General features: G+C 44.2%; 8 protein-coding genes. 4 read left to right on the forward strand and 4 right to left on the reverse strand.

Going from position 1 to position 14,393, the window contains the following annotated elements:
• Positions 1-193: 193 nt before the first annotated feature.
• The 4 genes from G3R49_RS17620 to G3R49_RS17635 all read right to left on the reverse strand — a co-directional run bounded on the left by G3R49_RS17620 (position 194) and on the right by G3R49_RS17635 (position 5,785).
• A complete protein-coding gene (locus G3R49_RS17620) occupies positions 194-934 on the reverse strand; it encodes an HNH endonuclease (RefSeq protein WP_167870545.1) in 741 nt (246 codons plus the stop codon).
• 76 nt (positions 935-1,010) lie between these two features.
• Positions 1,011-2,513, reverse strand: a complete 1,503-nt coding sequence (locus G3R49_RS20310) for an AAA family ATPase (protein ID WP_167870546.1) — start codon at positions 2,511-2,513, stop codon at positions 1,011-1,013.
• Between the two features lie 451 nt (positions 2,514-2,964).
• Entirely contained in the window at positions 2,965-4,173 is a 1,209-nt protein-coding gene (locus G3R49_RS17630) for an FAD-binding oxidoreductase (RefSeq protein WP_167870547.1), read from the reverse strand.
• Positions 4,166-5,785 carry an NAD(P)/FAD-dependent oxidoreductase gene (locus G3R49_RS17635; protein ID WP_245335400.1) on the reverse strand — a complete coding sequence of 540 codons (1,620 nt, stop codon included), beginning with the start codon at positions 5,783-5,785 and terminating at the stop codon, positions 4,166-4,168. The genes G3R49_RS17630 and G3R49_RS17635 overlap by 8 nt, the downstream gene beginning before the upstream one ends.
• 236 nt (positions 5,786-6,021) lie before the next feature.
• Between G3R49_RS17635 and G3R49_RS17640 the strand changes: the two genes are divergently transcribed.
• The 4 genes from G3R49_RS17640 to G3R49_RS17655 all read left to right on the forward strand — a co-directional run bounded on the left by G3R49_RS17640 (position 6,022) and on the right by G3R49_RS17655 (position 14,229).
• Positions 6,022-6,204 carry a hypothetical protein gene (locus tag G3R49_RS17640; RefSeq protein WP_130602533.1) on the forward strand — a complete coding sequence of 61 codons (183 nt, stop codon included), beginning with the start codon at positions 6,022-6,024 and terminating at the stop codon, positions 6,202-6,204.
• 368 nt (positions 6,205-6,572) lie between these two features.
• Entirely contained in the window at positions 6,573-7,685 is a 1,113-nt protein-coding gene (locus G3R49_RS17645) for an efflux RND transporter periplasmic adaptor subunit (RefSeq protein WP_167870548.1), read from the forward strand.
• A 14-nt stretch (positions 7,686-7,699) separates the two neighbouring features.
• The gene (locus tag G3R49_RS17650; protein ID WP_167870549.1) at positions 7,700-11,113 is read left to right on the forward strand and encodes an efflux RND transporter permease subunit; all 3,414 of its coding nucleotides are present in this window, start codon (positions 7,700-7,702) and stop codon (positions 11,111-11,113) included.
• A complete protein-coding gene (locus tag G3R49_RS17655) occupies positions 11,110-14,229 on the forward strand; it encodes an efflux RND transporter permease subunit (protein ID WP_167870550.1) in 3,120 nt (1,039 codons plus the stop codon). Before G3R49_RS17650 ends, G3R49_RS17655 begins: the two co-directional genes overlap by 4 nt.
• Positions 14,230-14,393: the final 164 nt, after the last annotated feature.

Consider the following 14,393-nt stretch of genomic DNA (forward strand, 5'->3'; position numbering starts at 1 on the left):
TTACTTTTACAGCACCGTACTGATCTAGGCCGATTTCAATGTGAGGCAATATTTTCTTCATAGCATATAACGCCCTGTTAAGGTGTGAGCAACGCAGTACAAGAGCTGCCGAAAACCACCTTAACCACTAAACGCAACGCATAGTAAAAATGCCACGCGCTGCGAATCACTCTTAAACAGTTTGTTATACATATTATGCGTTCAGAAACCCACCACTACAAAATTCATCATTAACCTTTAGATTTCTCAACAATGCTGTTTTCCAATGGTTTCTTCCATGCTCTGCTAATGCGTCTGTATATTTTGAATCGAGAGCGCTTTTAAGGTTTTCAATATCTTGATTTAAACCATAAGCTTCATTAAATACAGGCTTCATATTAGATAAGTAGCTACTTGCACACCTTAAGTATCGGATTCCCAACTTCAAATGCTTAAAATGCTTTTTCAAAACAAGTGTTGTCGACGCGTCCAAGCCGGATCTAGCGTTAATTCCATAGTTAATGACAACATTTCCATTCTTCACCCTGATGGTAGCTGATAAAACATCGAAATCGTTCACACTGTCTATATATGGATGAAAATATACTCTAAAGCCACCTTCTTCATAACTAGTTTTCTTATACGTGGAATTACACTTATAACAACAAGGAATTAAGTTATCAGTGTAAAGAGCATACTCAGAGAATGCACTCTTAGGAAGATAATGATCTAGATGTACCGTTTCTCCTAACCCACAATATGGACATAAAGGGATATGTTCAAATAGCGTATCACGAAACGAAACAATCGCTTTTGATGTATAACTTTCATACACATCAATCATTGTAATTTTTTCATTACCATTAAGTTTGTTTGGCTTTATTTTATGTACATCAGATTTATGATTATCATAATGACGATAATAATATGGTATCTTTCTTTTAACACTGGTCAAATTGGTCCTTGTTGTGCCCCTTCGGTACTTTATAAAAGTGTCAAAATTATCAGGCTCAACGATACTGGGTCTAATACTAGTCTTCATGGCTAATACCACTTAAACTCATGTAATAACTCTTTGCACTAAAATCTAAGCTATTACCCAGAATCTGCTCCAATTCTTGTAGAGAAACTCCTTTGTCATAGAAACTTTGTAAAGTATCAAAAAAACTTAAGTCATCGAAATCAACTTTAAAAACCTCATTTACAATGGTATTTAAACCTTGCCCTAAAGTCTCTGACTTTGGCTTTTTAACCTTTATATTAGATCCTACATTAGATATTATGTTAATATATTTTGAAGGAGTTTCTTGGATAAGAATCGGAGAGTGTGTTGCCAAAATACAGTAAGACTGCGTAAATGAGAGCAATTTATTTAAACAATGATAGAAATTACTAACAGCTTGAGGATGCAAATATATTTCCGGTTCATCAATCAATACCAAATCATCTTTTTCTACAGAAGACAAAAAATCCGTAATCATTTTGAATAAAATCTTTTGACCACTGCTAAAACTATCATATTTTTCTAAAGCATGCTTAGGATTTCCAATTGTAACATTCCACCCTAAGCATATTTCCAACATTTCAGCTAGAAAGTCGCGGCGATTTCTATTGAGGATTTCGTTATAACTTTTACTCAACTCTTTTTTTGTTTCTGTATGAGACTTTAACAGTACTTCTTGCTTGCCATCTCTAGTTACAAGCTTTCTTATCCCATAAAAATTATATGGTAACAAACCTGAAGTAATATTATTTTTTGATACTTTCCCTCCATTTAATTCAGACAAGTCCTTGAATGTGTCAAATGGGCTATATGATATTACATGAACATCGCCAAATAGGTATTTGTTATTATTTCTAGACACTTCTCCTTCTGAATCCAACGCCATCCCTGACAAATGTAGCGCTAAACTCGATAATATCTGCGATTTGCCACAAGCATTTTTCCCTACGATTATATTTATTCTATAAGGTAAAACATCATGTCTTGATAAATCGAAATTAATACTTGTTATTTCTCTTGAGTTTGGCAGTTGAACCTTATAATTAAATGAAAAATCATCATTTAAATTATCAGGCACTGTGACTTGGCTAGAAAATATAACTTTTGCTTCATACAATAGTTTTTCAGCGCGACTAGATCTGAGAAGAGAAGCACTAAATCCTTCTAAATTTATGAATTCATCTCTTATAATATCACTTATCGCACAATCTCTAATGTCTTCAAGAACATTATGAAGCCCTAGTTTCTTAATATTGTGATAATAATCTGAACTTTGCCCAAGAGAGCAATAATCCTCTCCCAAGTTATCAAATTCTTGGCTTTCAAATTGCGTGTATCCCGAATCATCGCGTTTGTTTAAAATCTTAACATGACCTAGCGGTTTCCCGGGCTCTCCTTCAGAGGGGTGATATGTTAACTCTAATGTTGTTTTGTAACCAAAGTCATCCCAGCTATCCCGCCTCAGAACTATTGCTGGATAACTAGATATTTCAGTTACTTTAGATTTTGATGTAAAGAGATAGTATCTCACTTTCGTTTTCTCTCGTTTATTAATATGTATAACAGCGTATTAGCGAGAATTCCGATTTAATCCATTAAAATTTAGCCGAAACTCAAACCACAATACGATTTTTAATCAATAATTCCAGTAACTTATCAGCCTTGATAACTAACGGCAATAGCAGCCCGTACTGGAGAAACCGAGAATCTAGATAACCGAGAATTATTTGGTCTCGTTATGTAACCCTTAAAGCTCTTAAACCAATAAAAAAATCAATACCTTAACAGTATCCTATTTCGTAAACCGAGAATTTTTTCACTCACATGACGAGAAGCGAATTTTGTGACCCAGTTATAACTGTACGAATAAACAGCAGTCGATATAGGTGATAAAAACAAGCAACTAAGGCCTAAAACCAAAAAAAACCATCAGATTGGCTGATGGTTTTTATCTCAATAACGCAAACTACATATGCTGACCGCTAAATCATGATCTCAATATCTGACAATGGGAACGCCACACACGAATGACACCAGCCATAGGCTTCATCGGTTGAGCGTAGTTTGGCTTCTTTGGGATTAAATACCTCACCTTGTAGTACCTTAACCCTGCACAAACTGCATTCACCTGAACGGCACGCATTCTCTGCGCTAAAGCCGTGTCGCTCCATGCTATTTAGCAGTGGCTCATCTACCCTCGCCTGAAACTCGCCTTGGCCTTTAATGGTAACGGTTATCACATCTTCGGCTTTCACATTTGCTGGCCACCCAGGTAAATTCTGTGGATTTTTCGGTGGCCCGTTACACTCAATACGTACCCGGCGCGCTTTGATCTTTAAATCTCGCAGCAGCATTTCACAATGGTCATGAAACGCCGTTGGGCCACACACATAGTACATCTTGTTTTGTAATGCCGCTGTATCATCACCTAGCAGCTCAGTTAACGTTTCAACCGTTAAACGTCCGGTTCTGCCCTGATAGCCTGCTTGTGGACGAGTAATAATCCAGGTGACAGTTAGAAAGTCATGCTGCTGTTCAAGCTGTTTCACTTCATCTGCAAAGATAACGTCATCTTGATAACTGCTAGTGTATATCAAGTGCATTTTTTGCTGCGCTTTACGCTCAACAAACTTGTTTTGTGCCATATCTTCTATCATGGCTCTAGCGGGCGCGATACCTGAGCCACCTGCAATAAACACCAGATCATCACCATGAAACAATGGGTTATGGTAAAACGTGCCCATTGGGCCTGAGCTTTCAAAGCTATCGCCTTGCTTTACATCATCAATTAAATGATTAGAAACAAAGCCACCCTCTACACGCTTAATGGTTAAATCGTAATAATCACGCTGCTGCGGTGCGGATGAAATCGCATAAGGCCTCGCGGTGTCGGTGCCATCAATATTGACGAACAAGTTAATGTATTGCCCAGCTTGAAACGGTGGCAGCGGTTTACCTTTGCTTACTAAGCGTAAAGTCACGGTTGATGGTGTTTCTTTAATCACCTCAGACACCCGCAGCTGAATGCGCTTTGGGTGCAATTTCGCAACAGTATTTTTAACCGCGCCGTTTTGCTCATTAAAGTCGCTCCCCGACTGATACAAGGCTTTTTGCTGCATCAGGGCTTTATCGTATCCCGCCACTGCATGTAGAACATTTACTGGCGCTGATTGCTTAGCAGTATTAGACATGAGCGGTCTCCTTTTGCGCATCGACTTGCTGAGTTGCACTTGATTGAGGTGATTGAGCTTGTTGAGATGGTTGAGCTTGTTGCTGACTCGCCGCAGCAAACGCCTTTAACACGCCTTTTGCTGTTGTGTGCCCAGCCATATAGGTGGGCTGGAATCCCCCCATGCCCATCCAACTACCCGCCATGTGTAGACCTTTGACTTGGTCAATACGGCGCCGGAAGATATTGGCATCTTGAGTGTTTTGCTGAAAGCCATATATCGCGCCGCCCGGAGTATTAAGGTAACGCATCATAGTCAGCGGTGTTGCAGCCTCAATCTCTTCGATATGGGCGCGAATGTTAGGGAATACACGCTCAGCGTGATCAAGTAAATGCTCAGCAAACTGATATTTAGCTGCGGCATAATCTTCTGCTGTAATGTTTTGCCATGGCTCGCCGTATTGCAAGCACACTAGCGAGATAGCCGATTTGCCCTCAGGTGCAAAGCTTGGGTCGTCATAGTTATAACAGGTCAACATGGTATGCTTTGGCGGCGCGATAGTGCTCATTAAGTCGTGAGCAATATCTTCTTCTAAGTCGTCCACAATAAAGCTAGATGCGGCAGTGACACCGATATCTTGCGGCGCACAATCAAGACCGATATAAAGCACAAATGCTGACGTACCTAAGCGGCGCGACTTCATGTCTTGTGCGGCTTGCTTAGGTGTAGGAATGTCTAACAGCTCGTTGAATGTATGCTGCGGACTAATGTTTGAGATTATTTGCTGGCAGCTAAAGGTTTCACCGCTCTCTGTTACTACGGCTTTAACCTGACTATTCTCGGTTAAGATTTTCTCGGCGCCGCAGTTAAATTTGACCTCGCCGCCGGCTGCGAGAAATGACTCAAGCAAGGCGCTGGAAATCGCTTGCGAGCCGCCTTTTACATGGCAAGGTTTGAATGCTGCGTAGGAGTAAAACATGATAGCAAGATCTTTAAAGGCAAAATCTTTTGGCGGCATACCAAGGTAACACCAATATGCGGCAACTAACGCTTTTAACTCACGACTTTTAAAGAAGCCATCCAAAACATCTTTTGCGCTCTGCAAACCATATTGAGTAAATAACGGGCAGGTCGCGGTAAATTCTTGCTCGTCGGTTATGCGCTTGGCTTTTGGTAGCACCATAAAGCACTCCATCGACAAGCCCTCACACAAGGCGAGGAACTTACTTATCGCTGGTGCTTCATCTGGGAAGTGTTCAACTAAGGTTTTCTCCAGTCCTTTCCAACTTGCTGGCAAGGTAATGTCAATCGCATGCTCAGCACCGTCTTTGGCTGGCATAACATAGCGATATAGGTCGCGCTCAACCACCACATCTAACTTGTCCATAATGCCAAGCTCAGCAAACACCTGACGCATAATGAAAGGTTGTTTTTCAGTACCCATACCGCTGAGTTGGTGCAGCGCCACTTCAAACTCAAAATTACCGCGAACAAATGAAGTCGCGCAGCCGCCGGGAATATTATGGCGCTCAAGCAGCAAGGTTCTTGCCCCGCCTCTTTGCAAGGTGGCAGCGGCTGTTAACCCGCCGTTACCTGCGCCAATTACGATTGCATCAAAGTCTGTCATGGTCATTCGCTCTCCTTTTTTGTCGACCTAGCTGCATACCACAAAACATCCTTACAGCGTAAACTTTACACTATAAAGATACATTGAGTGGCATGAGAGTCAAGAGGCAAATTGATGAGCCAGCCGAGTAAAAGTGACATTGATCACCATAAATGTGCGGCGAGATTGATCCAGATCACTTTGAGCGGCGAATGACTGAGGTAGGTTTACACAGGTCGACTCACCGGAATTAGGAGACTACGATGGAATTAAAGAAATGCCCTAAGTGTTATACCGATGTATGTGTTAACGGAAAATGGTTTCACCATGATCATTTAACCACTAACGCCTACATGCTCAATGGTTCAGATCCGGTTAATGTCGAACTCGCCAAAGTGCCTACAACCGAGACCGAGCTGATTGAAATGCTCAATGAGCAGTTTTAGTTAGCAGCCGTTTTTACCTGCTCACATCTTTGGAGCTAAATTAAAAGCTGGCGTTAATGGCCAGCTTTTTCATGCTTGTTTCCCTACTCATACCCAATCAAACATTCATTTCACAAGCTGTTGGCACACGGTTTAAGCCGTTTGAATGAAGCTTTGTTAATTTTCGCCAACTGTTCAACATTTTCACTACATTTTGATCATCTAATTAAATTAACGTTCGGCTGTCACAAACCAGATTTTAGAGTAAGCATTTGAATTTAAACAGGTTTAAACCTTGGCACAGAAGCTGCTAAATCATTGCTATTCAAACGGTGGTGAGTTTCACCAGTAAAATTAATTAAATCGACAAGATGTGGGCAGGTATTCCTATGGAAAGGTTCAACAAACTGACTTTGGCACTTCCTTTTGCAGCGCTACTAACTTTAACGGCTTGTGAGCAAGCACCAGCTGATACCGCAAAAGAGGGAGAAGAAAAACAATATGCAATCCCGGTTGAAACCGCAAAAGTGCAACTGGCCGATGTATCTTCCTTCTACAGCACCACTGCAACCTTAGAAGCGCCAGAAGAATCCCACGTTACTACACGTATAGCAGGCTTGATTAAAGCGATTAACGTAGAAGAAGGTGACCGTGTTAAGCAAGGTCAAGTATTAGCAGTAATCAACGCTGAGCGTCAGGAATACGATTACAACCGCGCAGTGGCAGAAGTAAAAATCATTGAGCAAGAGCTAGACCGCTTAAATAAGATGAACAACAAAGAGTTTATTAGCCAAGACACCATGGCGAAACTTGAGTTCAACCTACAAGCAGCTAAAGCGCAGCGCGACCTTGCCAAGCTGCATGTTAAAGAAAGCTTTATCACCTCGCCTATCGACGGCGTGATTGCCAAACGTCACGTCAAAGTTGGCAATATGGCCAAAGAATTCCAAGAGCTATTTTATGTTGTAAACCAAGATGAGCTGCACGGCATTGTGCACTTGCCTGAGCAACAACTGCCTAGTTTAAAACTTGGTCAACAAGCAAGCGTGATTAGCCAGCACCGTAGCAACTCACCTGTAGCAGTAGATGCAAATGTGCTGCGCATTAGCCCAATTGTTGATGCCCAAAGCGGCACCTTTAAAGTGACATTAGCCGTACCTAATGAGGATGCGCGTTTAAAAGCCGGTATGTTTACGCGTGTAGAGATTAAATACGATACCCATGAAGACGTACTAGCCGTACCTTACAACGCCCTGATTAACCAAGATAACGTGCATGCTGTGTATGTGATTAACGACACCACGGCTGAGCGACGCGAAGTTACCCTAGGTTACCGTGAGAACAATCTGGTTGAGGTTATCTCTGGCGTCAATGCTGACGAGCGCATCGTTATTCGCGGTCAGCAAAACCTAAAAGATCAGTCACTGGTTGAAATAGTGACGCCTTTAGGTCAGCTCGCCAACAACGCGCCTGAGCAAACTAGCCAAGCCGCACCTCAATAACCACGGAGTCTCACATGTCAATTATCAATACCTCGGTAAAGCGACCAGTTACCGTGTGGATGTTCATGTTCGCCATTATGCTGTTTGGTGTTGTTGGCTTCACACGTTTGGCAGTCAAACTGCTACCAGATTTAAGTTACCCAAGCGTGACTATTCGCACCGCCTATGATGGTGCTGCGCCAGTCGAAGTTGAACAGCTTGTATCTAAGCCGATTGAAGAAGCGGTAGGCGTGGTAAAGGGCCTGCGCAAAATCAGCTCAATTTCACGCTCAGGCATGTCAGATGTAGTGCTTGAGTTTGAATGGGGCACCAACATGGATATGGCAAGCCTTGAAGTACGTGAAAAGCTTGACACCATTGAGCTGCCACTTGATATCAACAAGCCACTGTTGCTGCGCTTTAACCCTAATCTTGACCCGATTATGCGTCTTGCATTTTCATTGCCCAATGCCACGCCTGAGCAGCTTAAATCTCAGCGCACCTTTGCTGAAGAAGAGCTAAAGCGCCGCTTGGAAGCGCTAACCGGTGTGGCAGCAGTAAGGCTTTCTGGTGGCTTAGAGCAAGAAGTACACATTTTGCTTAACCAGCAAAAGCTGACCCAACTTAACTTGAACGCCGACGATATTAAACGCCGCATTAATCAAGAGAACATCAATTTGTCGGCGGGTAAAGTTATTCAGTCAGACAAAGAATACCTGGTTCGCACCCTAAACCAGTTCCACTCTTTAGAAGAGCTTGGTCAGGTGATTGTGTTTCGCGATGGCCAAAAGCTGGTACGGTTAAATGAAATTGCGACCATTGAAGATGCTTATAAAGAGCGTAGCGATATCACCCGTATTGGTGATTACGAATCAATTGAACTCGCCATTTATAAAGAAGGTGATGCCAACACAGTTGCGGTAGCGAAAAAGCTTAAAGCCGAGCTAGCTAAAATCAACGCAATGCAAGCTGAGCAAAACCAACTACAGGTTGCTAAAGCATCTACAGAAACGGACAGTGGCGCTGCAAAAGATGATGAGCAATCTGATGGAACAATCGTTGCCAAAGCTCATGCTGATGACGCTACAAATAAAGTAACGGCGCAAGCTGACGAGCAAAACCTGTCGATTATTTACGACCAGTCTGAGTTTATTCAAAGTGCGGTAAACGAAGTCACCTCAGCAGCTTTTATCGGTAGTTTGCTGGCGATGTTAGTTATCTATTTATTTTTGAAAGATATTATCGCTACTTTGATTATCTCAATCTCGATTCCGTTTTCAGTTATCGCCACCTTTAATATGATGTACTTTGCTGAGATCAGCCTAAACATTATGTCGTTAGGCGGTATTGCTCTAGCCATTGGTTTGTTAGTTGACAACGCCATTGTGGTACTAGAAAACATCGACCGCTATAAGGCGCAAGGCTTATCGCGCTTAGATGCGGCCGTAAAAGGCACCAAAGAAGTATCGGGCGCGATTTTCGCATCAACACTGACCACACTGGCAGTATTTATTCCACTGGTGTTTGTCGATGGTATTGCTGGCGCGCTGTTTTCAGACCAAGCAATGACGGTCACCTTCGCCCTTCTTGCTTCTTTGTTTGTGGCGTTAACCGCCATTCCTATGTTGGCGTCACGTCAAGGGTTTAAATCTCTGCCGCAAGCACAAACTGAGCAAGCAAAACCTATGCTCACAACCAAGTGGCAGAAAGTTAAGCACTACAGTGTTGCCGTGCTGACCTTCCCAGTAAAACTGCTATTTAGCTATCTACCAGCTGGGCTGCTGACTCTTGCGATGATTATTGGCCGCTTTATGCGCTGGCTATTTGCGATGATCACTAAGCCGTTTTTAGCAGCGTTTAATCTGGTGTATCGCACAGTCGAAACTGTGTACCACTCAGTATTAAAACAAGCGTTAAAGCATCAAGTTATTACCCTTATTATTGCCATCAGCGCAACTGTGGGCTGTGCCAGTTTATTCCCGCGCCTTGGCATGGAGCTTATTCCGCCGATGAACCAGGGTGAGTTTTATGTGGAGATTTTACTGCCGCCTGGCACCTCAGTTAGCCAAACTGACCGCGCGCTGCAGCAGCTAGCTTGGTCAATTAACGACATGGAACAAGTTAAGCATGCTTATAGCCAGGCTGGTAGCGGCGGCTTGATGACCTCAGATACCGCCAGAGGCGGTGAAAACTGGGGCCGCTTGCAAGTGGTGCTAAACTCGCCTCAAGCCTATGCTCAGGTAAAACAAGTGCTGCGCAATACCGCAATGAAGATGCCTGAGCTTGAAGCAAACATTGACCACCCTGAGCTATTTAGCTTTAAAACGCCCCTTGAAATTGAGCTTGCAGGTTACGACCTTGCTCAGCTAAAAGCGACTGCAGACCGTTTAGTGAGTGCACTGTCGCAATCTGAGCGCTTTATTGATATCAACACCAGCTTGCGTGATGGTCAGCCTGAGATCAGCATTCGTTTTGATCATGACCGCCTAGCGGCGCTGGGTATGGATGCACCTACTGTTGCTAATCGTGTAGCCCAGCGTGTAGGCGGCACTATTGCTAGTCAATACACGGTGCGTGATCGCAAGGTTGATATTTTGGTGCGTAGTGAGCTTGAAGAGCGTAATCACATTAGTGATATCGCCTCGATGATCATTAACCCAAACAGCAGCCAGCCAATTCCACTGAGCGCCATTGCCGATGTTGAGCTACAAACTGGCCCGTCAGCCATTAACCGCGTAAGCCAGCAACGTGTGGCCATTGTGTCGTCAAACCTAGCTTATGGCGATTTAACAGAAGCGGTCGCTGAAGCGAATCAAATCCTTAAAGCTCAAGCGATTCCGAGCTCAATTCAAGCACGATTTGGTGGCCAAAATGAAGAGATGGAGCATTCATTCCAATCACTTAAAATCGCGCTGGTGCTAGCTGTTTGCTTGGTATATCTAGTTATGGCAAGTCAGTTTGAGTCGTTGCTGCATCCGCTGCTGATTTTGGTCGCTGTACCAATGGCAGTCAGCGGTAGCGTATTGGGCTTGTTTATCACGAACACTCACTTGAGCGTGGTGGTATTCATCGGCTTGATTATGCTGGCAGGTATTGTGGTGAATAACGCCATTGTATTAGTTGACCGTATCAATCAGCTACGCCGTCAGGGTAAAGATAAAATTGACGCCATTAGTGAAGCGGCTAAATCGCGCCTGCGCCCAATTTTAATGACCACCATGACCACTACCCTAGGTTTGTTGCCAATGGCTATCGGTGTGGGAGACGGTAGTGAAGTACGTGCACCAATGGCCATTACCGTGATATTTGGTTTATGTATCGCCACTGCCCTTACCTTATTGGTTATTCCGGCGCTGTATGGGCTGTTTGACCGCAAACAGTTCAAAGTTGAAACCACTAAAACGTCTGATGATAACTCAGCTGCGCAGTTAGTGGAGGAGCGAGTATGAACCTCACCAAACTGGCGCTAAATCGCCCTGTTACCACCAGCATGTTTTTTGTCGCCATTATGCTATTTGGCATGGCGGCAAGCAGACTGCTACCGCTGGAGATGTTCCCTGGCATTGATATACCGCAAATCATGGTAGAAGTGCCTTATAAAGGCTCGACGCCTGCTGAGGTTGAGCGCGAAATCACTAAGGTGCTTGAAGAAGCCTTAGCAACTATGGGCGGCATTGAAGAAATGCGCAGCGACTCGACCCAAGAAGGCGCGTTTATTCGCCTAAATATGAAATGGGGCGAAGCGGTTGCGACTAAAAGCTTAGAGGCGCGAGAGAAAGTCGACTCTGTGCGGCATCTGTTACCACGCGATGTTGAGCGGGTATTTATCCGTCAGTTCTCGACCTCAGATATGCCGATTTTAACCATACGAATTTCAAGTGAGCGTGAGCTTTCCAACGCTTATGACTTACTTGAAAAGCAGCTACGTAAGCCGTTAGAGCGGGTTGAAGGCGTATCAAAGGTGACCCTTTATGGCGTCGAGCAAAAGCAAGTTGAAATCCGTATAGACGCAGACCGCCTTGCAGCGGCTGGTGTTGGCAGCCAAGCGTTGCAGCAACGTTTAATGCGCGAAAACTTCGTCTTAAGTGCTGGCACGCTGCGCGCTAACAATCAGGTTTATCAGGTATCACCTAAGGGCGAGTTCACTAATCTCGATGACATTAAGCAATTAGTGATCAAACCGGGTGTTCGTTTAGAAGACTTTGCCGATGTCAGCTTTTCACTGCCAGAGAAACGCGAAGGCCGCCGCCTAGATGGTAAGTACGCGGTGGGTTTGGATGTATTCAAAGAATCAGGCGCTAATCTAGTAGCAGTGTCTGAGCGCGTGCTCAAGGTGATTGAGCAAACCAAGCAAGATAAACAGTTTAATGGCATCAAGCTGTTTGTAATGGAAGACCAAGCTTTTGGAGTAAAGTCATCACTTAAAGACTTACTTATCTCAGGCTTGATTGGTGCCCTACTGTCATTTGGCGTGCTGTACCTGTTCTTACGTAACCTTAAGATGACCCTAGTGGTGGTGTCTTCGGTGCCAATTTCACTGTGTATGACCTTAGCTGGCATGTACTTTTTAGGCTACACCTTGAACATTCTATCGATGATGGGACTGCTGCTTGCTGTCGGTATGCTGATTGATAACGCAGTGGTAGTAACAGAAAGCGTGCTGCAGGAAAAACAAAAAGCGGCGCAGTCATCACTAGATAATCAGGGGCTTCCACTGGGCAAACAGTCACAAGCGGAACAGCCACAAGAGAAAAAAGCGCTACTTCTAGGGGTTGATAAAGTATCACTTGCAGTACTTGCAGGCACGCTGACTACCGCAATTGTATTTTTGCCCAATATTTTTGGCGTTAAGGTTGAGCTCACTATCTTTTTAGAGCATGTGGCGATTTCGATTTGTATTTCGCTTGCCGCATCACTACTTGTTGCTAAAACCTTAATTCCGCTAATGCTGAATGTGTTCGACTTTGAGGTAACACCTGAAAAAGAGCCGGGCATGCTAGCAAGGTTTTATCAGCGCAGCTTACGCTGGATATTAACTCGCCCGAAACGCTCAGGCGTTGCCGCAATCGTGATTCTGGCATCAACCGCCCTGCCGCTATCGATGGTGCAGCAAGACCAAAGTGACGGTGAAGGTAACGACAGACTGTACATTAACTATCAGCTAAAAGGTCGCCACAGCCTCAATGTCACAGAGTCAGTTATTGACCGCATGGAAACCTACCTTTATGCCAACAAAGAGAAGTTTCATATCGACTCGGTTTATAGCTACTACTCGCCAGACAGTACTCAAACCACCATCTTGCTTGAAAAAGACCTAGATGTGGATATGGCGGCATTGAAAAAAGAGATCCGCGAAGGCTTCCCTAAATACTCGATTGCCACGCCGCAATTTGGTTGGGGCGGCGACAATAATGGTGTGCGCATTACCCTAACAGGTCGCTCTACCACCGAGCTTATCCGCATTAGTGAGCAAGTCGTGCCGCTACTAAGTACCATCGAAGGTTTAGTGGATGTGCGCTCTGAGGTGAACAGTGCCCAGCAAGAAGTCATTGTGATTATTAACCGCGAAATGGCGGCAAGACTTGATTTGCCATTGCAAGAGATTGCCTCGAATGTTGCCATTGCACTGCGTGGTACGCCGCTACGTTCATATCGTCATGATCCAAGTGGCGAGCTTCGCATTGAAATGAGCTTTGATAAAAGCTGGCAACAGTCGTTAGAGAACCTAAAGCAGCTGCCTATTGTGCGCCAAGGTGACCACGTTTATACCTTAGATAGCATTGCGCAAATCAATATTCAGCCAAGGTTTGACACCATTAGGCATTACAATCGCCAAACTGCACTGTCTATTGGTGCCAACCTTGAGGACATGACCACTGAGGAAGCACAAAAGCAAATCACTAAGGTGATGGAAACGGTTAACTTCCCCTACGGTTATGACTATTCGTTGCGCGGTGGATTCCAACGCCAGGATGAAGATCAGGCAATTATGGCAGTAAACATGGTGCTGGCATTGGCAATGATTTACATCGTAATGGCGGCCTTGTTTGAGTCGCTGGTATTGCCAACAGCAATTATCACCTCAATCTTGTTCTCAATTACCGGCGTATTTTGGGGATTATGGATAACCTTTACCCCAATGTCAGTGATGGCAATGATTGGTATTCTGATCTTAATGGGTATTGTGGTAAACAATGGCATTGTACTGGTTGACCAAATCAATCAGATGACGCCAGAATTAGACGAGCTTAGCGATACCATTATCAAGGTGTGTCAAACCCGTTTGCGCCCTGTGTTAATGACAGTCTCCACAACGGTGTTGGGACTGGTTCCGCTTGCTATGGGTGACACCCAAATTGGTGGCGGCGGCCCGCCATATTCACCAATGGCAATCGCGATTATTGGCGGCCTGACCTTTTCGACGGTAACCAGTTTGTACCTAGTACCTCTTTGTTATCAAGGCTTGTATGTGATGCGCCATAAAAGCGCGATTAGATTGGGGATTGCAGACCAAACCGCCAAGAGACTGCTGCCTTGGACCAAGGGTGAGCGCATGAGCGATTGATTATTTGTCATGTACTAAAGGTTAACGAGCTTTGATTGCGCAAGACGCCGTTAAATCATCCCTGATGGCTCCGCTTTAGCATCCCTGCTAAAGAGGCTTGTTTACTCAAAGCTCATTAATCCCATAAGGAAACGCGCGATAAATGTTCATAATCGCTAGGTTAG

The organism is Shewanella sp. WXL01, assembly GCF_012263345.1.
GTDB lineage: Bacteria > Pseudomonadota > Gammaproteobacteria > Enterobacterales > Shewanellaceae > Shewanella > Shewanella maritima.

Excerpts from the sequence above, each read along its gene's own strand:
- G3R49_RS17630 (WP_167870547.1), bottom strand. The coding sequence starts at position 4,173 with ATGTCTAATACTGCTAAGCAATCAGCGCCAGTAAATGTTCTACATGCA.
- G3R49_RS17635 (WP_245335400.1), bottom strand. The coding sequence starts at position 5,785 with ATGACCATGACAGACTTTGATGCAATCGTAATTGGCGCAGGTAACGGC.
- G3R49_RS17640 (WP_130602533.1), top strand. The coding sequence starts at position 6,022 with ATGGAATTAAAGAAATGCCCTAAGTGTTATACCGATGTATGTGTTAAC.
- G3R49_RS17645 (WP_167870548.1), top strand. The coding sequence starts at position 6,573 with ATGGAAAGGTTCAACAAACTGACTTTGGCACTTCCTTTTGCAGCGCTA.
- G3R49_RS17650 (WP_167870549.1), top strand. The coding sequence starts at position 7,700 with ATGTCAATTATCAATACCTCGGTAAAGCGACCAGTTACCGTGTGGATG.
- G3R49_RS17655 (WP_167870550.1), top strand. The coding sequence starts at position 11,110 with ATGAACCTCACCAAACTGGCGCTAAATCGCCCTGTTACCACCAGCATG.